The following is a 24,611-nucleotide window of genomic DNA, read 5'->3' as shown; positions in this document are numbered from 1 at the left end:
ATTCTTCGATTCAATTGAATTGCAAAATTAATGAAAGTTCAATTGAATCATTCTTTAATTCAGGTCTTATTTCACGCTAAGCTTTCGTACAAAAGCCAACAGCAATAATAAAGGGGCAACAAACGCAGCAGACCTGCCAATCAAGTCGCCATAGTCTGCATAAACGGTAATTGTATCGTTCTTATTTAACTGTGCTTTTATCACTGCTTGTTCCCACCAAGCAGTTTTTTGAAATACTTCCCCTTTCTGATTGATAAATGCTGAAATGCCTGTATTGGCGCTTCTTGCAATACTTCTTCTATATGAAATCGCCAATATGCGGGCATACGCCATGTGTTGCTTGTATCCGGCTGTATTTTCCCACCAACCATCATTCGTGATAATAAAAATCAGTTCTGCACCCTGACTAATGTATTCTCCAACATATTCTGGGTAGACAGATTCATAACAAATTACAGGGGCTATAACGGTGTGTTCTGAACTTTCAAAGTTCGTCGGATGTTCCTGATATCCTAGAGAACCTGTAGCTCCTCCCAACTTAATTGAGAATTTATCAATAAAACCTAAATACTTCCGAAAAGGCAGCTTTTCTACACCTAATACTAATTTAGATTTTCGGTGCAATGGAATCTGTGGCGTACTGTCAATTTGCAATGCTGCATTGTAAATGTCATACATTCCGGGGCTGCCTTTACCAAAACTTCTTGCAGTGAAAGGATACTCTTCGCCTTCAGTATATAATCTTGCTGTTGACAAGCCTCCTACAAAAGTAACTTGTGGGAATCTTTTAATGGTTTCTCGGGCGCGCTCAGTTCCATATATAAAGTCCAACTCATGTTCCCAATAATTCGCAGGAAATGATGTTTCAGGAGCTACGATGTAATCGGTATTTTCATCAACTTCTCGTTCAGCCAACTCAAAAATTCGATCGATTTGATCCGACTCTGAAATCCCGCCAAACTTCTCGTTGTAAGGATCTACATTGGGCTGAACAACAACCACCTCAACGGAATCTACCTTTTCTTCATAGTTGTCATACAATTGAAGCGACCAGAACATTGGACCAATTAAAACAAGTAATAACAGCGCAATGACTCCAATTTGCTGCATCATGTTTTGCTTTAAAATAGCAATGTTTCTAAATACAAAAAACACCAATAAATTCACTACCAAAATCCATAATGAACCTCCTAAATGACCGGTGTATTCATACCACTGAATCCAGTTGGGAGTATTGGCAAACGCATTTCCAAAAGTCAACCACGACCAAGACAATTCCCAGTTTAAGTGCAAATACTCAAATGCAATCCATAAAATAACCAACCCAATGTACCCTTCTTTTTTACCCACTCTTTTCTTCACCAAATGGAAAAAGAAAAACACAGCCGCCATGAAAAATGAATTGAATACAATTGCCATTATTGCGCCAGGTAAAGAGGCATAATAAATCCACCAAGTGGTAATGAGATTAAAGATAAAAAAGGCAAGATAACTTTGTCCAAAAATGGCTACAGACTTATTTTCCGAACTCTGTGATAGATTGTGCTCCATAATCAACAATGGAACAAAAGCGAAAAATATCAAAAAAGTTATTCCAGGAGTTTCCGGCCAAGCGAATGCCAATAATAAGCCGCTTAATATCGATAGTAACGTATTCTTAATCTTTGTCATTTGGCTTTTGAAGTTTTGTAAAGTTATAAATATTTACTTTTGCAGTAAATTAAAATAACAAAATGAAACAATTATTACTCCTTGCGATTTGTATTCCTTTTTTTTCAACTGCACAAGTATTAACCGTTAATCAGTCTCAACTGAATTTTGGAACTGTCAATGAGATTTCTATAGACAGCCTTCAACTAACAATTACGAACACTTCGTCTGCTCCAGTTACTGTTAATCAGATCAAATTTTACAATACGTATAACACGACACCTTTTTCAGTAAGTGAAAGCAGTTTTACCATTGCAGCCAATGGGAACAAAGTAGTCTGGGTAAGATTCAGCCCAAAACACAACATTCTGCACAACTCTGAAATGATTATCAAACATACAGCTAACAGTGGTTTTACAAGAGTTGATTTAATGGGTCAAGGAACATATTCTAAAACCTATTATTCTACTACTGAAAACACATCAGAAGAGGCATTGAAGACAGCATTAAAAACAAGATTAGGTCAAGGTTATATTTCCTTAGGATATAACTCTGCTAGAGATGCCATGTTTATGACCATCGATAACGAAAAAACAAATGGACAAAATGCGACGGTAAACACGTTAGAGTGTATCTATACCGGAACTAAAATAACAGGCTATAGTAATCGTTCTGCAGCACAAAACGGTTCTCCGCAATTCAACACTGAGCATACTTATCCGCAAAGTCAATTTAACTCAGCAGAACCAATGAAAAGTGACTTACACCATCTTTTCCCAACAACAAACACCTCAAATGGAAACAGAGGAAACAACCCATTTGGAGTAGTAACAAATGGAACCGCGACAGGAGGAGGATCTTTTTACAACAGTTCCATGTTTGAACCACGAGACGCTCAAAAAGGAACCACAGCTAGAGCATTGCTGTATTTTGTTTTAAGGTATCAGAATTATGGAAACCATTTCACCTCTCAGGAAAACATCTTAAAGCAATGGCATGCTACTTTTGCACCTGATGCCATTGAACAAAGAAGAAATGACGACGTATTTGCAGTACAAGGAAATAGAAACCCCTTTACTGATTATCCTCAATTGGTAGATCGAATCACCAACTTTGTAACTAATTCTTCTGCACCTACTATTAATAGCATAGACATTACTCAACCAACCATTAGTTTTGGTACAGTTAATACGGATACGTTATTCAACTACATCATCGTAAATACAGGAAATACGACGTTAAATTTGACCAACATTACTTTGTCTAACACAACTGATTTAAGTTTTTCACCAGCGATCGGAACATCAGCAACGTTAAACGAAGGTGAGGCTTTTGTATTTCCAATTAAGCTTACCGCAAATACTTTTGGTGCATTAACTGAGACCTTATCATTTAACACTGGTCTTCCGGGATCACAAGGTTCAATCATTGTTCCAATCACAGCAAATGTTGTAACCTCTTTAGGAGAAATTTCTTTAAACGAAAGCATCAGCATTTTCCCTAACCCAATGAATAACCAATTAAACATTAATAGTTCATACAATGGCAAATTAGATGTAAAGTTGTACAACCTATTGGGACAGCCAACAGCGATTGATCAAATCAATAACAACGGAAGTATTCAGATTAACACGACTGAATTGCCAGAAGGTGTTTATTTATTAGAATTGACCAATGGTAATGAGCGGATTCTTAAAAAAATAATGAAATAACTCAATACAGCAATAAAACAAAAAAGGAGCTTCAAAATTTGAAGCTCCTTTTTTTGTTACCATTATTTTATATTACCTGAACATATATTTATACGTCAACCCCCAAATTCCTGCAGTAGTTACAGTATTTAGATCAAGTTCAGGAATGGAATAAAAATAGAGACTTGGCTGAAATTCTGCAGCCAAATGACTGTTGCTCCAAAACCTTCTTTTATTCCCTACTCTAAAATCTATACCAATTGGAAGTGATGCGATTAAAGAAAAGCTATTGTCGTTCTTATAATATTCGTCTTCCGACTTCAAATCATAATCAGATGAATGTCTATCTTCTCCGTATCTTAAATTGTCCACATAACTGCTATTTGATTTAGAAATATATGTGTAAGAGTCGATTGAAAACCCAGCCATTAATCCAATTCCAGAATAAAAAGACCACCGATCTTCAGGGTTTGAGCTTAAAAAATAAGCAGCACTCAAAAACACTTGCGACTGACCATAATCCAAATAAATACTTTTGGTAGCAGTAGAATCAATATAATACTCTTGACCAGTTTGATTAGAAATTAAAGTATCCACTCTAAATTTATCCGACTTACTGTAGCTTCTGGATAATTTTCGTGTATCTGTAAAGGAAACACCTATTCGCATTGACGAAAATACCTTTTGATCCACTTTCGTTGGATTAACAAACTTAAAGTAAGTATGAATTCCTCCGATAGAACCTGATTCTCCATTATAAAAAAGGGCATTATTTTCGTAACTCGAAAAATCCTCTTCTAGCAATTTAGACTCTTTTGCAAGCTTTTTAAAATCTGAAATTGATCCGACATTTCCTTGGTGCACCAATGCACCCGTGGAGAAGGAAATCCCATTGAACACTAATTTAGTTTTGTCACTTTCTTGAGCTGTGCTTGAAAGAATGGACAGGAGAGAAATGCTAATTAACCCACTTCTTAATTTCATACATTTAGAATAATTTATTTTTGAATAAACGATAAAAATGGGATAAAATTATCTCATTAGGTACATTTTACCAAAGTCTGCTTTAAAATATTTATCAGCACCAGAATCGCGATGTTCAATAGATTGACCATCTAAATTTGTTCTCACTCGATACAAATAAACACCATTTGCTAATCTATCACCAAACTCATCAGTTCCATCCCAAGCATAATCTGTCATGTTTTGACCAATGTGAATAGAACCCAATTCTGCCAAATCAATCTCCTTAACTATTTTTCCAGTAATGGTCATGATTTGAATCTGCATAAAATCAGGAATTCTTGTTCCACTTAAAGTGAATACAAATCGAGTTGAAGTTGTAAATGGATTTGGGTAATTCATTAATCTAGAAATAGAGGCTTTGGTTTCAATTTCAAAAGTGATTAAATAATCACTACTTCCTGAAAGGTTTCCACTTTTATCGTTTGCTTGAGCTCTTAATTGATATGTTCCATCTTCATAAAGTTTCGGACGATAGACAATTTTGGCTTTGTTTTGTGGCAAAGTTCCTTCTCTAAAATCCATTTGAGAACCGTCACTCTGCAATCCAAAATAGACCCGTTTTTCATTCTGATTTGGAGTTTTCAAATAAATTGCAAAATCGGCAGTATCGTTCAACAATAAATATTTATTCTCATCTGACAATTGAATCACTATTTCTGGTTCAGGCCCGATTAACTCTCCATTTATGATTCGTCTTCCATCAAAAGTAACATCCATCAATGGATTGATATTATCCTTTAACACATAAAATCCGTATTGTCCAATATTATTGAAATGAAACTGTTCAGGCTGATCGTCCAAAGGGTTTACATCAATTAACAAGGTATTATTCCCTGAAAAGCCTAATGTTGGAACCTCCACTGATAACTGATAAGATTCTCCAGCAACCAATGGTTTTATTCGAACAGAAGGCAGTGGAATAAATCTATTTTGAGCATTTACCAATTGATAATTCACTAAAACGCTGTCCATATCGAATTCACTAATATTTGACACATTAACAGACAACTTAAAAGTTTCTCCTTCCAATAAAGTATCTTTATTTACATCAAAAAACACATTAGCGTTTAAAGCCAATTCAGGAACTGGCTCATAATATACGTGCCATAAATCCAACTGTGGGGGAGTTTGGAATTGAACATCACTCGCTGACATTTGCATGCGTAAAAAAGGAGCAGTTCCAGCATCAATTGCGCCACTCACATCAAATCTTCTCATCGATTTTGGAAGATTTGAAAAAATTTCAACCCCACTTGATTCTGCATTTACCAATGAACTCACTGTTAAAGCAGAACTATCACGAGAATTTAGTTCCAAACTTTTAGTGACCCAAACTATGCTGTCCCATGCCATTGCTGGCCCTACAATTTTTGATGTTAAATCACCAAAAGTAGAGCTTGCAGTAAGTGTCATCTTCAATTCTATTTGCTGATTGACACTGTCACCTACAACTTCTTTCACGGTTGAAGGCTTTCCTTTTTTCACGGCAAAAATAAATGGAATAGAATCAGAGATCCCAGTCACTTTAGTTGCTCCCAATGCTGAAAATGTCTGCATAATGGCAGGATTACTAACATTTATGTCTGAATATTTTATATTATACCAGGAATAAACTAAAATATAATTTCCATTTGGAACACTATCTAACAGCATCTTACGCATCGACTGCAACTGAGATGGAGAATTAGCTCTAAACATAAAATATGCCTCAGAACGAGAACGACAACTTCCATTGATATTGGCTTGCCCATAATTTCTATTCGCATTTTGTCTATTAAATGGTGTTTCCCATGAGTCAAAGGACAAAGAATCTAAAACCACAACCATAAATGTTGGAGTTATTGTGCATCCATTCTTCTCCCTCGTTTCACTATCAACAGAATATTTAATATTCCCAAGAATACTTGTAGTTGCAGGATTCCCAATATTTACACATGACAACTGGCGAACATTATCCACAAAATCAAACTGCTTTGTCGTAATATTTGGATTCATAAATTGAAAATCATTCACTTTCAATTGATCAAAATGATCTTGCCCCCAACCCCTTTTATCTTTTATGTACTGAAAAGAAAAAGTTTTCCAAAAGTATCGACCAAGATTGTCAGGAGTTCTACTCACCCTCCAAAAATAAACAGCGCTATCAGGCATATTAGACAATAATTGAGGCGACCATTCTATCACTCCACCAGTTGAGAAAACTGAAGTTGATTGCCTAGCAGGACTATTAAAATCTGAATTTACATCAATTTCAATCAAGTAGTTTTTACCTGTTTCAAAAGCGAATGCAGTAGAAGCTTTTAAAGTAATTCCTTGTTTAGGAACAACCGCATAGTTATATGGATAGATAGGTATTAAATCGCCTGACCGAATAATTAAACTAACAGAAGCCTGATTGTTTATTTCACTTAACTCATCAATTTCGTTGTATCGATCCAAGATTACCGTAAACTGATTTTCTCCGACCCCTTTTAAAACACTCACCGGAATTTTTAAACTAAAATTAGCTTTAAACAACAGTGGTTCAATCTTGAAAATATAGGAAGTATCCCCTTTTGTTCCAGGAAACTTTCTATTTACCTCTATGGTTAATGAATCAGTAATGGCTTTACCAATATTCTCCAACAGGATATTTACTACAAAAGAGTCGACTTCAGTAGTCACTTCACGTGGATTAAATGAAACACTAGATCTTGAAATTCTAAAATCAGGTTTGATAGGAGAATTCATCACCAAAGCAGGATCTCCTTGCAAACTCATTTCTAACAATACACTTTCTAAACTTGGATCAGAAGTAGGGCCAACTAACTTTACGGCTTGTTGCATGCAATAAGCCATACTTTTTCCATAATTCTTATCAGAGAATTGTTGATAAAACTCGCTAGAAAAAACATTTAAACTAGACGAGTAACTTAAATCTACTGTTGCAATAAACCCTATTGCTCCTTTATCTGCTATTAAAACAAAATCCTCTGAAGTACTCAAATTTCCTTCTTGATGTACATCTCCGGTATAACAAGCATTGCCCAGTATAAATGGATACTTCCCCTTGTTTTTTAGATTTTGAGGCTCATCAATATTAATATCAAAACCACCTGTATTGGAGGCATGACCAAAGAAAGTCATTAAGCTTGCTCCAGTATTGATCAAATTTTGAATAGAATCTGACAATGTCGTTTGGATAGGCGCTGACGTTGTTTTTTTAAACGTGCTGACCTTTCCTCCAATTTTTACATCAGTAAATGTATTCGCGTACTGGATCATATAATTTTCCAGTTGTTGCGTTTCAAATAAACTAGTTCCACCAACAAAATGCAGTGCATTCTTCATCCAACTTGCTGTCGCAGCTGATTCATACTCTATGACTTTATTTAAGTAGGATTTTAATTCTGAATTGTTTCTCACAGATATCCTTCCTGTTGGAATGGCTACTTCAAAACCACTACTCCCCAATCCAGAAGTAAATAAATTGTCAGTTGATGGGTTACCAATTGTCGGCACCAAATTAGAGCTATAAAGCGATGGTTTGCCTCTTACAAATTTGGCTCTGATTGATTTTCCAATAAAATATAAAAACTTTGGTGGAGCATTTTTCTTGACAATCAACTCATTCATAAAATTCCGAATGGCCAATGGATGTTGAGAAATCCCATAACCGTATTGTTTGTACAACTGATTCACATCTACTACAAAAGGTCTAAAGTTTTTAGATTGTCGATAATTGAAATAATTGAAAACTTCATTTGCTAACTCCGAGTTACTAACCATTAAATAAGCAGAATCAGGAATCAAGGCAAAATAGTTATTGAAGAATCCATTTTCACCCGCAGGGCGGATTGCACCAACAGATTGTATGGCATTCTCAGAAAATACCACACATTTTTTTAAGCCTCCATTGGGAATTAAACTTCGGTATTCATTGCCCACTTGGGTGATAGAAATTCTTTTTTTATTGGTTCGATCGAAAATATAATTGTTCGTAGAACCAGCAAAGTTGGTCAATCTCAAATAGCTTTTTGAAGCACCAACAGCATCCTTTACATCAAATTCAAAGATCGCCTCACCCTCAGCATCAGGTAAATGATCATAGTAAATATTTACAAAACCGATTGCCATTCGGTCGCTTCCTGCTCCCAAATCATCAATTTGTTTAAATGAAAAAGCTGTAGAAGTTTGGTTTAAGTCCGTAGTTGAAACAGTTTGAACTTTTCGAATTAAGCGATAGCCTTCAAATGTAGTATCGTAAACTTGATTGGCGAAAGATACCTCCAAGTGGTGATCTCCATTCTGGATAGGACCAAAATTAGATTGTCCCGTCACTACAAATTCTATTCTTGCCAAACCATTTGGAGCTGCTTTTTCACTATTGATAGCAGTATTAAAAATTTTCTGACCTGAATTGCTAATTACTCGGCTCATCCACCCTTCAGTAGGAACATATCGCGGACTAGTTAAATCACCTTGCACCGTTTCTCCATCGAAATAGCTGGTACTAAATGTCGTTCGTTTTTCTACCTTAAAAGAGGTAATTGGAGAATATCCAGTAAAGTTATTGTCTGATTCAATTTGATACCTAGAATTGGTTGTACTCGTATTCCAAGTCAAAAAGTAGGAAGCAGTATCAGTAATTAAGCTATAGTAGGGATTGGGTTGATTTCTTAATCCATTATACAAGTTGGAATCGAGCCAACCATCATTTTTTTGTGCTAAGAATTCAATATAATCTGCGGTGTTAAATGAATTATCGGATTCTCCATTTATGAACAATGGAATTTCAACTCCTCTGCCAAACAACTGAATATTTTTCGGATTGATCGAATTAATAGGCACACCAGCACTTACTAAATCGGCATAAGTGATTCTATAAACACCGTCGGTAGTTATTTTAAATTCGTAATATTTTTGGTTATAGTTGATCCATTCATTGCCGAAAGACTGAGCAATGATATTTGTAATTGAAAAAATGAATATACAAAACAGTAAAATTCTTTTCACTAGCTACCCTTTTTATTCAAATCTATTCGCAAAGAAAATACGTTAGAATACAATGATGCGGATTGGTCTCCGATATCAGTCAATGCGTAATCGATAGAAAATCCTTTAAATTTCACTCCTACTCCAAAGTTGGGTTGGAAAGTAGTTTGACTTACACCCAACACCGTTTGTTCTTTTTGAAAATTTCCGATACCACCCCTTAAAAATATAAATTGCTGGTAAGCCAATTCCAATCCAAATCTAGGACTAATCGAGATGGGATCAGAACTAATCAAATCATTTCTTTCTCCATCAAAAGTGACCCCTAAATCTAACTCAGTAAAAGCAGAAAATTTTTCACCAAAGTTGATTAATCGTCCAGCTCCTAAAATTAATTGTGGTAAAGTAATTTCAAGCCCATTCTCTGGCAAATCGTTACCAGTAGCTATAAAAACTTCCTCTGTTTGATCGTCTAATGTATAGCTCCAAGCATTAAATGTGCTTGTGATATCTTTTCCCACTGCTGAAAAAGCCCAATTATCCTTTTTATAGATCGCTGAAAAATCAAGTCCAAAACCATAGGCGTTGGCAAAATCACCAACATTTCTATAAATCACTTTCACATTTCCACCCAAGCTCAAACCGGTGATGCCCATTTCTCTCGCATAAGAAATCAAAAAGGCATAATCTGCTGCCGTAAATGATTTGATATTTGCATAGTTCACATTCCCATTTTGATCAATCAATTGGGTAGTATTCGGAATATCGTCTACTGCAAAACGCAGCACAGAAACACCTAAAACACTTTTCTCATCAATTCGTGTAGCGAAGCCACCGTAATCATACTTCGCTATTCCCGCAAAATATTCTGAGTGCATAAGTCCTACTTGAAAATCACCCTCCATTTGAGTTAACCCTGCCGGATTCCAATATCCTGCGGTTACATCATTCACTCGTGCTGTAAATGCATTTGACATTCCTAAGGCTCTAGCTCCTACACCAATATTCAAAAATTCATTACTGTATTTTCTAGTTTGGGCATAAAGGCCAGATGATAAGATGAATGCGGCTATAATTAAAGAAACTTTGTTATTCATAGACTTAGTAAAGTGGTAAAACAATTGAATGCTGTATAACAGCAAATTCATCATTTTATTACTCAAAAATAAGTATTTCTATGAATCGGCTTTCTTTTATTCGTTAATTAGTTATTATATGGCTTTAAAAGCACATTCAAAATTGCAATGCGACCTCACTTTATCCTTACTTTTGCCCCATCTTTAAAATTGAAATGAAAAAAAGTATCCCAAATATTATCACTGCAGCCAACCTATTTTCCGGTTGCGTATCGGTGGTTTTAGCTTTTAACGGACAATTGGCAGAAGCAGGTATTTTAATTCTAACTGCTGCCTTTCTCGACTTTTTTGATGGATTAGCCGCTCGGTTATTAAACGTAGCATCCCCAATTGGAAAAGAATACGATAGCTTAGCCGATGTTGTTTCTTTCGGATTTGCTCCTTCAGTTATTGTTTATCAGTTGTTAATCAATTCTGAAATAAACATTCCACACATTGAATTGGCTGCCTTTATTATGACCATTTTTTCAGCTTATCGTTTAGCGAAGTTCAATTTAGATGAACGACAAGCGTCGTCCTTTATCGGAGTTCCAACTCCTGCAAATGCGTTATTCTGGTTATCAATTCCATTAATCGCATGGCAAGCCGAGAATTCAAATTCTATTTTTGATGCACAGGTTTTAAGTCTATTGACTAATCCATACTTTATTCTAGCAGGGATTATTATTTGGAGTTTATTGATGGTCAGTGAAATTCCATTGTTTGCGTTGAAGTTTAAATCATTGAAATGGAAAGACAATCGACTAAAATTTAGTTTTGTTGGCATTTCTATCGCACTTATTGCAGTATTTTATTTTATTGCTGTCCCAATTATTTTAATTTTGTACATCATATTATCAGTTATTAATAACTCCATCTCAAAGAAACATGAAATTTAGAGCCGAAATAGACATCATGCCATTAAAAGCATTATTAGATCCACAAGGAAAAGCAGTTACTTCAAGCTTGAAGAACTTAAACCTAAGTGAAATTCAAAATGTTAGAATTGGCAAACACATTTCTTTAGAGATTGACGCTGCTGATAAAGCAACTGCATCTGCTAAAGTAGAAGAAGCTTGTAAAAAGATATTGGCGAACCAATTGATGGAAAGCTATGAATTTAATATAGTGGAAGCTTAATTTACTTTAGGCTTTTTAAGTTCAAAATTCTGACCTAAATAGACTTTTCGAACTTGTTCATCTGCAGCCAGCTCTTCTGCTGTTCCTGCTTTCAAAATATTCCCCTCAAACAGCAAGTAAGCTCTATCTGTAATAGCTAGAGTTTCTTGCACATTGTGGTCAGTAATCAAGATGCCGATATTTCGTTCTTTTAATTTGGCCACGATTCCTTGAATGTCTTCAACGGCTATTGGATCTACACCTGCAAATGGCTCATCAAGCAAAATAAACTTTGGGTCGGTAGCTAAACAACGCGCTATTTCACACCTTCTTCGCTCTCCACCTGACAATAAATCACCTCTATTTTTTCTGACGTGATGTAAACTGAATTCATCCAATAAGCTTTCTAATTTATCCGCTTGCTCCTTTTTAGAAAGTTTCGTCATCTCTAAAATAGCTTTGATATTGTCTTCGACTGATAGTTTTCTAAAAACCGAAGCCTCCTGTGCTAGATAACCAATACCACGTTGCGCTCTCTTGTACATTGGAAGCGAAGTAATGTCTTCGTCGTCCAAGAATATTCTACCTTCATTGGGTGTTACCAATCCTACCATCATGTAAAAAGAGGTGGTTTTTCCAGCTCCATTAGGCCCCAGAAGTCCAACAATTTCGCCTTGCTCTACTTCCACAGAAACGCCTTTTACTACAACTCTCTTCTTATATTTCTTGATAATATTTTCTGCACGTAATTTCATAGTGTAATTTCTAGAACTGAATTTCAAAGGTGGCTCTAATTCCAAATTTAGCAATATCTGGATGATCTAAGTAGGTTAATCTCCATAATGCATCCACACGAATTATCTTAAAAATATTTTCTATTCCAACTGCTGCTTCAGCATATGGCCCTGTTAACTCATACATATTACTAGGCAATTCCAAAGTTTGTTTATTTTTATCTTCCAAACTTCCAACCACAGCTCTACCAGTCACCACTTCTCGCCATTTTAATCGACGCATTAAAGGTATTTTATTCAAGAAAAACCCTTCAAAATGATGTGTCATCATCAAACTAACATATTCATCGCTTATAAACTCGAAGAAGTTCATCAGGTTAAATGCTGCATTGTCAAAAAAGTAAGTTTCGTTACCGTTGTGAATTTCTAGTAGTGTAAATGGTAAAGTACCAAAATACTTACCTGCTTGTGCTTTTACTTCTGTTTTACCAAATGTTCCTAGTTTGATATTATCAGATACTGATAGCGCAACTTTTGTATAATCGTAATCACTCCCAAAAATTCCCTTTATTCCAAATCCCATATTTAGTTCTACAATTGGAAATTCAGTCCCTAAACTAATTCGATCAAACTCTCCTGCCACAAAAGCTTCTTGGTAAGCAAATCGTGTTTTTAATCCAATTTCCGTTGTTCGGATACTACCTACCGGAACAATGGTGCCATTGTCTAATTTTTGATTGTATTGAATACTCCCCAAGGGTCTCATTGTTCTATTGGTCACTGTTAACGTATTGGAAAATCCATTGAACCAAAACCGCTCGGACCCCACTTTTATTTCTTCTACGCCAGTTAATTTATTATTTGGATTTCTTCTTAAGACTGACGAAAGAATATTGTCTTCACTAAATGCATTTTGACTTAATCCCAATTGCTCTACATCCAATGAATAATTAACACTAACAGAATGTCGTGGTTCTTTAGACAAGAAATATAACACTCCTCCACCATACTTAAACCGTTCGTCTTTTAATCCGTAGGCCAAATAACCATCAAACATTACTTGAGTGCTGAAGTTATTACTTGTTCTTCCGCCAACTCTAAAACGATGACCCTCTACTTTATTAAAACTATAGGCATTAAAATAAGGGCCTATTTCAAACAAGCCGACTTCCTTATAGCCTGTAAATACCAACTGAATCACATCTATAAAAGTTCTAAATGCGGGTACGTTTTTTACAGAATCCACCATGAGGTAGATGTTTTTTTCATTCTCAGATAAGGTATCGTGCCGATTTTTATCCCAGAACTCATCCCCTTTTTCATTAGCCCCTTTTTGAACAACCACTTTCTCAACTCCATCAAATGTTTCATCAGGTCGAGGCTTATTCATTACAAAATCCTTGTAGGTGGTCGTCTTCCGACCATACAGCCCCATAGAATTCTTGGTAATGGTAAAATCTACAATTAGATTATCTTTAGAAAGCATCCAGAATTCATCATTCACTTTCTTATACCGTTGCTCCACCGTAAATCCATTGATGAAGTTAATATTTGCTTTTTCGTTTATCCCTGCCTCTATTCGTTTAATCGCATAGGTGGTATCATTAATCCACATGGTTCCGGAGAAAACAGGTTCTTGAGCTTGTTTCGGAACAAAATCAATTTGGTAGCAAAAATTACCATCCACCACCATTGAATCAATCAAGTAATATTTATAAAATCGTTTTCCAAAATCAGCGATTGGACTCACGAATGATTTTCCAAAAACTCCAATGTGATTCTCATACACATTCACATTCTGATACATATCTCCCAAAAACTGAGAAATACTTTCATTAGAAACACCAGAAACTTTGGTTCCTTTTATCACTTCTCTTTCTGATTTTGGATCTCTTCGATAATAATAATCCGACAAAGATTCTGTCATGAACATTGGTAAGTATTGCTTATCGCTTGTAGTACTGTCGATGTAATCAAAAATAAACTGTAGGCTATTAAAAACCCTTCTATCCTTAAATTCATCGTTGATGTTGTTCAAATCGAATTCAACCTTGTTGTAGACTTCATATTCATAAGCATCATATTTTTCACGGTTATTGATGGCCTTATTATCAATTACACGGTCTAATATTTTATGCGCGGGGTTCCCACTATAAGTCACCACTACTTCCCCAATCTCAACTCCACCTGTAGATAATTCGAAATTGATCACCTGAGTTTGATCTTGGCGTGCCCTTTTTGTACTCGATTTATAACCGATAAAACTAGCCGTTAAAGAATCGGAAGCATAATACGTTTCTATTCTGTATTTTCCATCGATATCAGAAGTTGTTCCTGATTTTGTATTCTTGAAAATGATGTTGACAAAAGGCATTGGTTCTTTTGTTTTAACATCAATCACAGTTCCACTAACTATGGTTTTTTGGGCATAAAGTCCATGAATACACAGAATAGTAGTGACTAAAAAGAAGAAAGTTTTATAAAAATTCCGTGGCATTAGTAAATCAAAAACGGTAAAAATAAGAAATTAAAGTAGTTGATGTTTAATTCTCCTCCAATTCATCCCAATACTCAGCAGCTCTTCTTGTATGGGGAATTACGATCGTTCCACCGACTATATTAGCGATAGCGAATACTTCATACACTTCTTCTTTTGTGACTCCATTATCATGTGCTTTACCTAAATGATACTTGATACAATCATCACACCTTAATACCATTGAAGCCACCAAACCTAACATTTCTTTGGTCTTCACATCTAAAGCACCTTCAGCATAGGTATTGGTATCTAAATTAAAAAGTCGTTTGATTACCTTGTTATCGGCACTCAAAATCTTCTCATTCATTTTTTCGCGATACGCGTTAAATTCATTGACTAGTTCACTCATGTAGGGTAATTTTTAAGCTGATTTTGCTTCTTTTCTCACAACCATTCTAGATATCAAGATACTGACTTCATAAAGAAATATTAAGGGTATCGCTACCAATATCTGACTTGTAATATCTGGAGGAGTAATAATTGCAGCCAAAATCAATACGACAACAATGGAATGCTTTCGATAAGTTTTCATTAACTGTGGAGTAAGGATTCCAATCTTGGATAAGAAATAAACGATAATTGGCAATTGAAATACGATAGCACAAGCTAAAGTTATCGAAGTTAAAGTACTGATATATGAGTTTAAACTGATGGAATTGGAAACAGTGCTACTAACTGTATAATTTCCCAAAAATTGAACCGATAAAGGACTAATTACGTAATAGCCAAAAAGAACACCACACATAAATAATAGAGATCCAAAAAATACCAAAGCCAAGGCTGAGCGTCTTTCTGTTTTCTTTAAACCAGGCAAAATAAATCGCCACACTTCGATTAAAATATAAGGAAAAGCCAAAATAATTCCAGCCACTGCAGAAACCAAAATATGAGTGGTAAATTGACCAGACATTGTTATGTTGATCAAGCTAAAGGAAATGTCATTAAAGCAGAGTTTATCGCCAAAATCTAAATAATGCGATAAATCACAAAAAAGTCGATAGGTTAGGAAGTTGCTTTTTTGAGGTGCTAAGATGATTGTATCAAATACAAACTCCTTAAAAACAAAGGCAAGTGTCATAAACAACAACACCGCAATTACAGATCTTACTAAATGCCAACGAAGTACTTCCAAATGATCGAGAAAAGACATTTCTCCTTGTTTTGAAAATTCTTCGTCGTACGGTGATTGATTGCCTTCCATAGAATCGGCAAATTTAAGAGATAATCTATTACCCCGAGTACGATTAGTATTAATTATAGTATGCCTTCACGAATCAAATCATGAATGTGAATTAATCCAGCATATTGTCCTTCCTTTAAGACAATTAATTGAGAGATATTGTGAAGCTTCATTACTTTAAGGCCTTCCACAGCTAAGTTATCATAATCGATGCTTTTAGGATTTTTAGACATAATATCCGCTGCAGTGATCGAATCAAAACTAATCGACTCAGAAAGCATTCGTCGAAGATCTCCATCTGTAATTACACCTTTAACTTCTCCATTTTCTATTACCGCACATGCGCCAAGACGCTTCGTAGTTATTTCAACAATCACAGTCTTTAAGCTGTCTGTTAGACCTACGGCTGGTTTCTCGTTCAAATCGGCGAGTTCGCCCACTCTTACATACAACTTTTTTCCTAAAGCTCCACCTGGGTGATATTTTGCAAAATCTGTCGAACTAAACGATTTTAAATTCAAAAGACATACGGCCAAGGCATCTCCTAAAGCTAATTGGGCCGTTGTGCTTGTAGTTGGTGCTAAATTATTGGGGCAAGCCTCAACTTCAATAGTTGCATTTAGCACGAAATCGGCTGAAGTAGCTAAAACGGAAGTCATGTTCCCAGTAATCGCGATAATCTGATTGCCGAAATTTTTAATTAAAGGAATCAATACTTTTACTTCTGGCGTAGTTCCACTTTTAGAGATACAAATCACCACATCATCGCGCTGAATATTGCCCAAATCTCCATGTATGGCATCGGCAGCATGCATATATATGGAAGGAGTGCCGGTGGAATTCATCGTTGCCACGATTTTTTGAGCAATAATTGCACTCTTTCCAACACCTGTAATCACTACTCTACCTTTGGATGCATAGATGAGTTCAACACTTTTAACAAAGTCGTCATCAATGTAATCTATCAGTTTTAAAAGCGCATCGGCTTCATTCTTTAAAACTTCTTTAGCAATTCTTTTTACTTCTATTTCAGATTTCAAGCCCTTATTTTTTTATTTATTTCAAATTTTACTAAATTACACTGTAATTCATAGTAAATTAGTGAAGCAAAAGTAATTTAAAATAGCTAAATAGATATTTCATGCAAACCCTTGAGGAATTGAACTTAAACAAGGAGCTGAAAAAATTTTTCGGATTCAATAAATTTAAAGGCAAACAAGAATCGATCATTTCTAACATTCTGAATGGAAATGACACTTTTGTGATTATGCCAACTGGTGGTGGAAAATCCATGTGCTACCAGCTACCTGCATTAATGTCTGAGGGAACTGCAATAATAGTTTCTCCATTGATTGCATTGATGAAAAATCAGGTAGATGCTTTAAGGGGTTTTTCTTCTGATGACAGAGTGGTTCATTTTATGAACTCTTCATTGAATAAAACGGATACAGCCAAAGTAAAAAGTGACCTCTTGGAAGGCGTCACCAAATTATTATATGTAGCCCCAGAAACATTGACAAAAGAAGAGAATATAGAATTCTTGAAGCAAATCAAATTATCTTTTGTAGCAATTGATGAGGCACATTGTATTTCTGAGTGGGGACACGATTTTAGACCGGAATACAGAAAACTTAGAAGCATAATAGAAGCTATTGACCGAGTGCCAATTGTAGCTCTAACTGCAACTGCGACTCCGAAAGTTCAACAGGACATTCAGAAAAACTTAGGCATGCAAGATGCAAAGGTTTTTAAAGACTCCTTTAATAGAAAAAATTTATATTATGAGGTGCAACCTAAACGTGAAGTAGGTAGCCAAATCGTACGATTTATAAAAAGCAACGCCAATAAATCTGGTATTGTTTATTGCTTAAGTAGAAAAAAAGTTGAAGAAATTGCACAGACGCTGCAAGTGAATGGAATCAAAGCATTGCCTTATCACGCTGGATTGGATGCGACGACCAGAGCCAAACATCAAGACATGTTCTTGATGGAGGATGCAGATGTAATTGTAGCCACTATTGCCTTTGGAATGGGAATTGACAAGCCAGATGTTCGGTTTGTGATTCATCATGATATTCCAAAGAGCTTGGAAGGCTATTATCAAGAAACCGGACGAGCAGGAAGAGATGATGGAGAGGGGAAATGTATCGCCTTTTATCGATACAAAGACATCGAAAAATTAGAAAAGTTCCTTCAAGGAAAACCAATTGCAGAACAGGAAATAGGACGACAATTAATATTTGAAACTGTTTCTTATGCAGAAACTGCAGTTTGTAGAAGAAAACAACTTTTACACTATTTCGGTGAAGAATATACAGATGAAAACTGTGGAAGTTGTGACAATTGTTTAAACCCAAAAGATAAGTATGACGGGCAATTGGAAGTAACCCTTCTTCTTCAAACAATTTTTGCGTTAAAAGAGAAATTTAAAGCAAAATATATTTCTAATTTTATCGCGGGAAAAGAAACTAGTGAAATCAAAACCTACAACCATACTACACATGAGTTATATGGCGAAGGTGGAAGTGTTAGTGACGATCCAAAGCATTGGGAATCTATTATAAGACAGTGCATTATTGATGGTTTTTTAATTAAAGAAATAGAAAATTACGGGGTTTTAAAAGTGAGTAAGAAAGGAAAAGAATTTGCAAAGAAGCCTGGTAAGGTTGATTTAGTAAAACCTCATGATTACAGTGAGGATGACAATGAGAAAGAGGTAGATGGTGGTTCAAAAGGTGGTGGCGCCGGTGATGACCAGTTGTATTCAATCTTAAAAGATTTACGAAAAAAGGTGGCTAAAGAAAAAGACTTACCACCATATGTTTTGTTTCAAGATGTCTCTTTAGAGGATATGGCAACTAGATATCCTATTACTATTGAGGAGTTGACCAATATTACAGGTGTTGGCCAAGGTAAAGCTGAAAAGTTTGGAAAACCTTTTATCGATTCTATACGAAAGTATGTGGATGAAAATGAAATAGATCGTCCTGATGATATGGTTGTTAAATCTGTAGTCAACAAATCAGGTCTAAAAGTTTACATCATACAAAGTGTAGATCGAAAATTGCCACTTGAAGACATAGCTTCAGCAAAAGGAAAGTCTATCGATGAAATATTGGAAGATATTGAACATATCGTTCATTCAGGAACTAGAATTAACTTAGACTATTGCATTGGTGAACTATTAGATGAAGAATACCAAGATGAAATATTTGATTATTTCCGTGAAACTCTTACCGACTCCATCGAAGATGCTGTAGAAGAATTTGAAGGTATTTATTCCGAACAAGAGTTAAGATTGATGCGAATAAAGTTCCTTTCTGAATTAGGAAACTAAATTTAAAATATTATCCTCAGCCGAGCTTTTCAAGTTCGGCTGTTTTTTTGTCATAATTTTCTTGGGCGCTTTCCCACTTCTCCATAGCAATTTCCAATTCCCCATTATTGTCTTGCCATTGCTTCAATACTTGGTCGTATTCTTTGTCTTTATAAAAGTTGGGATCGTGTAATTTTTCATTCATTTTTTCAGCACGCTCTTCACATGCGAAAATAGTTTTCTCTAGATTTTGAACCGTATTTTTTAAACTCTTGCACTCTTTTTTCAAGTCCTTCTTTAGCTCAAATAAATTCTGATTAGATTCTTGTTTTGGTTGTTCAATCTTTACTTCTGGCTTCTTACTTCCAACTCCCTTTTCAATTTCTTTGAAAGAGTCTACTTTTCGATTTCTCAAGAATTCATAAACATCACCAATATGTTGGTTGACATTGCCATCTTTAAATTCATATACTTTTTCTGTCAACCCCTGAAGAAAATCTCTATCGTGTGAAATGACAATCATTGCGCCATCATAAGCGATCAAAGCTTCCTTTAATATTTCTTTAGAACGCAAATCAAGGTGATTTGTAGGCTCATCAAGAATCAATAGGTTAATTGGTGCCAATAGCAATTTACAAAAGGCTAGACGGGCTCTTTCACCTCCAGAAAGCACTTTAACTTTTTTATCTACATCCTCTCCTCCGAACAAAAATGATCCCAATAGTCCACGAACTTTGGTTCGCATGTCACCCTTTGCTTCATCATCAATGGTTTGAAATAGCGTTTTATCACCATTCAACATCTCAGATTGATTTTGTGCATAATACCCCAATTCTACATTATGGCCTATTGTAATAGTTCCAGTATGCTTTTCCATCCCAACCAATAGTTTCACCATGGTGGACTTCCCCTCACCATTCTTACCAACAAACGCCACCTTTTCACCTCTTACTAAGCTTAAACTAGCATGATCAAAAATCTGTTTATTGCCATAAGCTTTACCTACATCATTAATATCAACCACAATTTTCCCCGAACGAGGTGCAGGAGGAAAGTAAAAACGCATGGCCGCATTGTCCTCTTCTTCTATTTCAATTCTATCAATTTTATCCAATTGCTTAATTCTAGACTGCACTTGCACAGCTTTTGTAGCTTTAGATCTAAATCGCTCAATAAATTCTTCCGTGTCCTTGATCTGTTTTTGTTGATTATTGAATGCAGCAATTTCTTGTTCCCTTCTGTCTTGTCTTAGTTGAATGTATTTCGTGTAAGGGGCTTTGTAATCATATACACGACCCAAAGAAATTTCTATGGTTCGATTGGTTACATTGTCTAGAAATGCTCTATCGTGAGAAATTAAAACAATAGCGCCATCATAGGTTTTCATAAAATCTTCCAACCATTGAATAGACTCAATATCCAAGTGGTTAGTTGGCTCATCGAGAAGCAATAAATCAGCATTAGTCAAAAGAATTTTTGCCAATTCAATTCGCATTCTCCATCCTCCACTAAATTCGGAAGTTTGGCGGGTAAAATCGGATCGTTTAAATCCCAATCCTAACAAGAGCTGCTCTATTAAAGCGTCTACATTCCCCGCATCCATTAATATCAACTCCTCGTTTAAATGCGTTAAATCATCGAGCAATTTCATATATGAATCCGATTCATAATCTTCCCTTACTACTAACTCATGGTTGATGTTATCAATTTTAGAATGCACTTCGGTTAGTTTAGCAAATACAGTTGAAGATTCTTCCCAAACAGTCCTGCCTTCTTCAAATTCCATATCTTGTGGAAGATATCCCAATGAAAAATCAGATGGAGTAGATATGTTACCGGAATCAGGAGTTTGAGCACCCGCTAAAATTTTAAGCATGGTAGACTTTCCTGCACCATTCTTTCCAACTAAACCGATTCTTTCTTGCTTATTTATAATGAATGAGACATTATTAAACAAAAAACGATCTGCAAAACTTAATGTAATTTTATTGATTCCAACCATGACGCAAAAGTATTAAAACTAGATTGATGAAAGAAGGTATTTCAAGAGAGAAACTAATAGTTCCGAAAACAGCTAACATATACTCTTTAGGTCAATTAGATGAAAATACTAAGGCGATTTGGATTGTCTTCCATGGATATGGCCAATCATCTGAACATTTTTTAGAAAAATTTAGGGATTTAGGTGACACTTTTGTAATTGCACCAGAAGCCAACAATCATTTCTACTTAAAAGGAACAAGTGGAAGAATCGGTTCAAATTGGATGACTTCTTATGAGAGAGAAGATGCCATAATTGATTACGTTAATTATATTGATTTGGTAGTTGAGAAATTTAAAATAGAACAATATAAGAATGCTACAATAACCCTTTTTGGTTTTTCACAAGGAGTGGCTACATTATGCCGATGGTTTAATCAAAGTTCCATTTCGGTTGGTCAGCTCATTTTATGGGGCTCACTAATACCCGATGAACTAGAGGAAAGTGAGAAATTTAACCTAGCGAAGGTGTACTGTGTTTTTGGAGAAACTGATGAATACATTCTTGAAAACCAAACATCCTTCAACAGAAAATTATCTACCTACAAACAAACTAATCGAACGATACTCACCTATCAGGGAGGTCATATCATTCATAAAAGTAGCTTGAAAGAATTTTACAACGATTACTGGAAATAAAAAAGGGAGTCCAATTGGACTCCCTTTCTAATGTAATCTTGTAATTAGTATTGCCACATATCGTGCTCAAAATTTATTATTTCTTCCATGATTTTATTAGACTCTAATAACAAATCAATCCCTGTCGTGTACGAATTAAGCTTTCTGTTGTCATAAACATTCGTTTCTTGATATACATAGCTACTAAACATTCTTTTCCAGAAATAATCATCAAAAGTCATTCTAGCTCCATCATTACCTGAACTATATACTTCCGCATTTGCAAACACATAACGTGCCTCAGGGAAATAAACAACAAATGGTCTAACCATTGATTGATCTTTAGGATTTACAAAAATTGGTGCAATACCGATAATTCTAACATCCATAACAGAACGTTCACGATCAAAAAACCAATCTTCCTTGATTTCATACCTTACCACATCAGCACTAGAAAAAGCAACAGGTAATTCAGTTTGTGTTTCAAAACCATTCTCATCATAATCTGTAACGATCTCGGTATACTGCATTTTATCTGCAGCTTCTGCTTGAGTTAACTTCACAGTAAAACCAGAAATTTCTGAATCATAAGCTTGAATAGTCCCTTCATCAATACCTTGCTTCATTACATCAATCAAACTCATTCTCACATAGCCCAATTCATTAATAGGCTCATTTGGGAATTTCATTGGATAGTTCTGCTTTTCAGCTAACTCCACCATTCTCCAAACACGCTTTGTATACATTACATCTGCTTCTCTTACATGGGTATAAGGAATTACCTTTCTAGTAGGTGTATTCTCCTTAATATATACCCCATCCAAGACATCTTGCGCCATAGTAACACTGCCAGACAAGATCAAAAATGAAACCGCTAATGACTTTAAATGAGTTTTCATAATTATAAATTTATATCATTTTAAACACTACAGGCGTAGAGAATCGTGTTGTACCGTCAGGCATTTTCACTTTAATAGTCTCAAACGAAACTGTTGTGTTTCTTTTTACTCTTCGTAATTTATCTTTTACGTCTTCAGTGATATTACCACCGTTTACTTTAATGGTACTGGTAAAACCATCAACCACATAACTAAACTCGTAAGACAATACATCAACTTTAACATCAAAAACAAAACCGTCCATATCTAAAAATATGCCAGAAACAGCAGCCAATACTCTTGGGGAAAGTGCACCACTATTTTTTCCAGATACCAATGCTTTAGGAGTAGGAATTTGCTTCACACGAAAATCCATGAAACCCATCATCTTACTCTTACCATTCATCTCAGCATTCACAGTAATTTTTACATCACCAGGAGAAGAAACAGTAACGATCCAATCGCCACCAGTACCCTTTGTAATTTTACCACCTCCACCAGAAATAGATGGACGAATAGATTCAGCAGGTACACCTGGAGCCGAAATTGAAACAGGATTCGGAACTCCCATGTAGAAAACATTCATTTTCGTAGCTGAGATAGTCGTACTTGGTTTTGCAACCATGTAAGTCGTTTCAAACGTTCTAGGAATAATCTTTCCACCTGGAGCTTCAAAATTAATTGCGCCTTTCCATGTGTATTCTCCTTCCGAACGAGTTGGCACCTTTACATAACCTTTACCGTCAACCATTCTAACATTTAATGAGTCACCTGAAGATTTAAAACCTTCTCCATCTGGAACAATATCTTTTCCAACTACAATCTTTGGATTTTTAGTAGAATCCATTGCTGCTAAGAAAATCTCTGCTCTAAATGTATCTCCCAATAATATATAATTAGAAGGGGAAATAACGGCTGCTTCTAATTTGTTAAATTTAAACGAAGCTGCATCTACTTCAGAATACAAATATTTAATTGCATCCGATTCAAAGTTTCTAATATCAGTTTGAAACTTGGATAATAAAGTGATTGACGCTGCTGCAGGCACACCATAAAAGTTAAATGCCTCCCATGTTGATTCTGTTCCACCGCTTTCTTTCTTATTGCTAAAATCAAATGTTTTCATCAACGATTGATAAATTGCAGAAGATGTATCCACCTTACTTGCAACAACCATCTTAAAATCATCCAATTTACCTTTCAAAGCAGTTGCGGATAAATCTCCAGTCTTAGGAGTAGAAGGTTCACTACCTATTAAAATAGAAGTTCCTACATCTGTATTATCCTTTGAACTTATGCGTGCTAAGTTTAAAATGGTATCATTTCCAAATTGGTCTGGACCAATAACAGAAGCAGTATCCATCTTTTCAAGTAATGCAATAATATTCACTTTGATTCTGTCAATGTAATCAGAAGCAGCATCTGCTACAACTTTAATTTCTTGCGCATTATCATAGTAAGGCTTTACCTTTTTCTGATTCTCTTGATATGAAGCCTCGAAGTCCGCATATAAATCGGAGTTCTTGCTTTTAAAATTAATAACTGTCTTTTCTAAACCATCATTGATGATTACGAAAGAATCTAAAATCTCTTTGGAAACGTTTAGTGCCAAAAGCGCTGTAAGCACTAGGTACATCATTCCAATCATTTTTTGCCGTGGTGGCAACTTACCTCCTGCCATGTTATTTAAAGTATTTTAAATGTCTGTTTGTAAATAATTAATTACGCTCA

Annotated in this window: 17 protein-coding genes; 5 read left to right on the top strand and 12 right to left on the bottom strand. The window is 35.4% G+C overall.

Translation table 11 applies throughout. From position 1 onward, the window contains the following. Nucleotides 1–66: 66 nt before the first annotated feature. Nucleotides 67–1,671, bottom strand: coding sequence for an apolipoprotein N-acyltransferase (lnt, locus tag ACTB0X_RS07890; RefSeq protein ID WP_463024455.1), 1,605 nt, complete (start codon nt 1,669–1,671; stop codon nt 67–69). Nucleotides 1,672–1,733: 62 nt separating this feature from the next. On the opposite strand from lnt, the gene ACTB0X_RS07885 reads away from it, so the two are divergent. After that, complete coding sequence (locus ACTB0X_RS07885) at nt 1,734–3,362, top strand: endonuclease (RefSeq protein WP_463024454.1); 1,629 nt, start codon at nt 1,734–1,736, stop codon at nt 3,360–3,362. A gap of 72 nt (nt 3,363–3,434) precedes the next feature. On the opposite strand, the gene ACTB0X_RS07880 is transcribed toward ACTB0X_RS07885, so the two are convergent. From ACTB0X_RS07880 to ACTB0X_RS07870, 3 genes are read right to left on the bottom strand one after another with little or no spacing between them, the layout of a single operon-like run. After that, a complete protein-coding gene (locus ACTB0X_RS07880; RefSeq protein ID WP_463024453.1) occupies nt 3,435–4,325 on the bottom strand; it encodes a hypothetical protein in 891 nt (296 codons plus the stop codon). 48 nt (nt 4,326–4,373) lie between these two features. Next, entirely contained in the window at nt 4,374–9,362 is a 4,989-nt protein-coding gene (porU2, locus tag ACTB0X_RS07875) for a putative type IX secretion system sortase PorU2 (RefSeq protein WP_463024452.1), read from the bottom strand. Then, nucleotides 9,362–10,438, bottom strand: coding sequence for a putative type IX sorting system protein PorV2 (locus ACTB0X_RS07870; RefSeq protein ID WP_463024647.1), 1,077 nt, complete (start codon nt 10,436–10,438; stop codon nt 9,362–9,364). Before ACTB0X_RS07870 ends, porU2 begins: the two co-directional genes overlap by 1 nt. A 194-nt stretch (nt 10,439–10,632) precedes the next feature. Here ACTB0X_RS07870 and pssA point away from each other — a divergent pair, with 194 nt between their 5' ends. Together pssA and purS are read left to right on the top strand one after the other, a co-directional pair. Beyond that, nucleotides 10,633–11,355 carry a CDP-diacylglycerol--serine O-phosphatidyltransferase gene (gene pssA / locus ACTB0X_RS07865; protein WP_463024451.1) on the top strand — a complete coding sequence of 241 codons (723 nt, stop codon included), beginning with the start codon at nt 10,633–10,635 and terminating at the stop codon, nt 11,353–11,355. After that, a complete protein-coding gene (gene purS / locus ACTB0X_RS07860) occupies nt 11,345–11,596 on the top strand; it encodes a phosphoribosylformylglycinamidine synthase subunit PurS (RefSeq protein ID WP_463024450.1) in 252 nt (83 codons plus the stop codon). The genes pssA and purS overlap by 11 nt, the downstream gene beginning before the upstream one ends. On the opposite strand, the gene lptB is transcribed toward purS, so the two are convergent. The 5 genes from lptB to ACTB0X_RS07835 are packed head-to-tail and all read right to left on the bottom strand — an operon-like array spanning nt 11,593 to nt 17,068. After that, nucleotides 11,593–12,330 (bottom strand): LPS export ABC transporter ATP-binding protein, encoded by a 738-nt coding sequence (lptB, locus tag ACTB0X_RS07855; protein ID WP_463024449.1) that lies wholly within the window; start codon nt 12,328–12,330, stop codon nt 11,593–11,595. The genes purS and lptB overlap by 4 nt on opposite strands. A 10-nt stretch (nt 12,331–12,340) precedes the next feature. Then, the gene (locus tag ACTB0X_RS07850) at nt 12,341–14,806 is read right to left on the bottom strand and encodes a DUF5686 and carboxypeptidase-like regulatory domain-containing protein (RefSeq protein WP_463024448.1); all 2,466 of its coding nucleotides are present in this window, start codon (nt 14,804–14,806) and stop codon (nt 12,341–12,343) included. Between the two features lie 46 nt (nt 14,807–14,852). Continuing rightward, complete coding sequence (locus ACTB0X_RS07845) at nt 14,853–15,197, bottom strand: carboxymuconolactone decarboxylase family protein (protein WP_463024447.1); 345 nt, start codon at nt 15,195–15,197, stop codon at nt 14,853–14,855. A gap of 12 nt (nt 15,198–15,209) precedes the next feature. Then, nucleotides 15,210–16,049 carry a twin-arginine translocase subunit TatC gene (tatC, locus tag ACTB0X_RS07840; RefSeq protein ID WP_463024446.1) on the bottom strand — a complete coding sequence of 280 codons (840 nt, stop codon included), beginning with the start codon at nt 16,047–16,049 and terminating at the stop codon, nt 15,210–15,212. A gap of 53 nt (nt 16,050–16,102) precedes the next feature. Beyond that, a complete protein-coding gene (locus ACTB0X_RS07835; RefSeq protein ID WP_463024445.1) occupies nt 16,103–17,068 on the bottom strand; it encodes a KpsF/GutQ family sugar-phosphate isomerase in 966 nt (321 codons plus the stop codon). Nucleotides 17,069–17,169: 101 nt separating this feature from the next. Between ACTB0X_RS07835 and recQ the strand changes: the two genes are divergently transcribed. Then, a complete protein-coding gene (gene recQ / locus ACTB0X_RS07830; protein ID WP_463024444.1) occupies nt 17,170–19,365 on the top strand; it encodes a DNA helicase RecQ in 2,196 nt (731 codons plus the stop codon). A gap of 16 nt (nt 19,366–19,381) precedes the next feature. Here recQ and abc-f read toward each other — a convergent pair whose 3' ends face one another. Beyond that, nucleotides 19,382–21,346 carry a ribosomal protection-like ABC-F family protein gene (gene abc-f / locus ACTB0X_RS07825; RefSeq protein ID WP_463024443.1) on the bottom strand — a complete coding sequence of 655 codons (1,965 nt, stop codon included), beginning with the start codon at nt 21,344–21,346 and terminating at the stop codon, nt 19,382–19,384. Nucleotides 21,347–21,372: 26 nt separating this feature from the next. On the opposite strand from abc-f, the gene ACTB0X_RS07820 reads away from it, so the two are divergent. Further along, nucleotides 21,373–22,023 carry an alpha/beta hydrolase gene (locus tag ACTB0X_RS07820; protein WP_463024442.1) on the top strand — a complete coding sequence of 217 codons (651 nt, stop codon included), beginning with the start codon at nt 21,373–21,375 and terminating at the stop codon, nt 22,021–22,023. Between the two features lie 44 nt (nt 22,024–22,067). Here ACTB0X_RS07820 and porN read toward each other — a convergent pair whose 3' ends face one another. Continuing rightward, nucleotides 22,068–22,901 (bottom strand): type IX secretion system ring subunit PorN/GldN, encoded by an 834-nt coding sequence (gene porN / locus ACTB0X_RS07815; RefSeq protein WP_463024441.1) that lies wholly within the window; start codon nt 22,899–22,901, stop codon nt 22,068–22,070. A 10-nt stretch (nt 22,902–22,911) separates the two neighbouring features. Continuing rightward, nucleotides 22,912–24,561: a type IX secretion system motor protein PorM/GldM gene (gene porM, locus ACTB0X_RS07810; protein WP_463024440.1), complete on the bottom strand. Its 1,650-nt coding sequence runs from the start codon at nt 24,559–24,561 to the stop codon at nt 22,912–22,914. Nucleotides 24,562–24,611: the final 50 nt, after the last annotated feature.

It is taken from the genome of Acidiluteibacter sp. (assembly GCF_055129545.1).
This window is presented reverse-complemented; position numbering and strand designations above follow the sequence as displayed.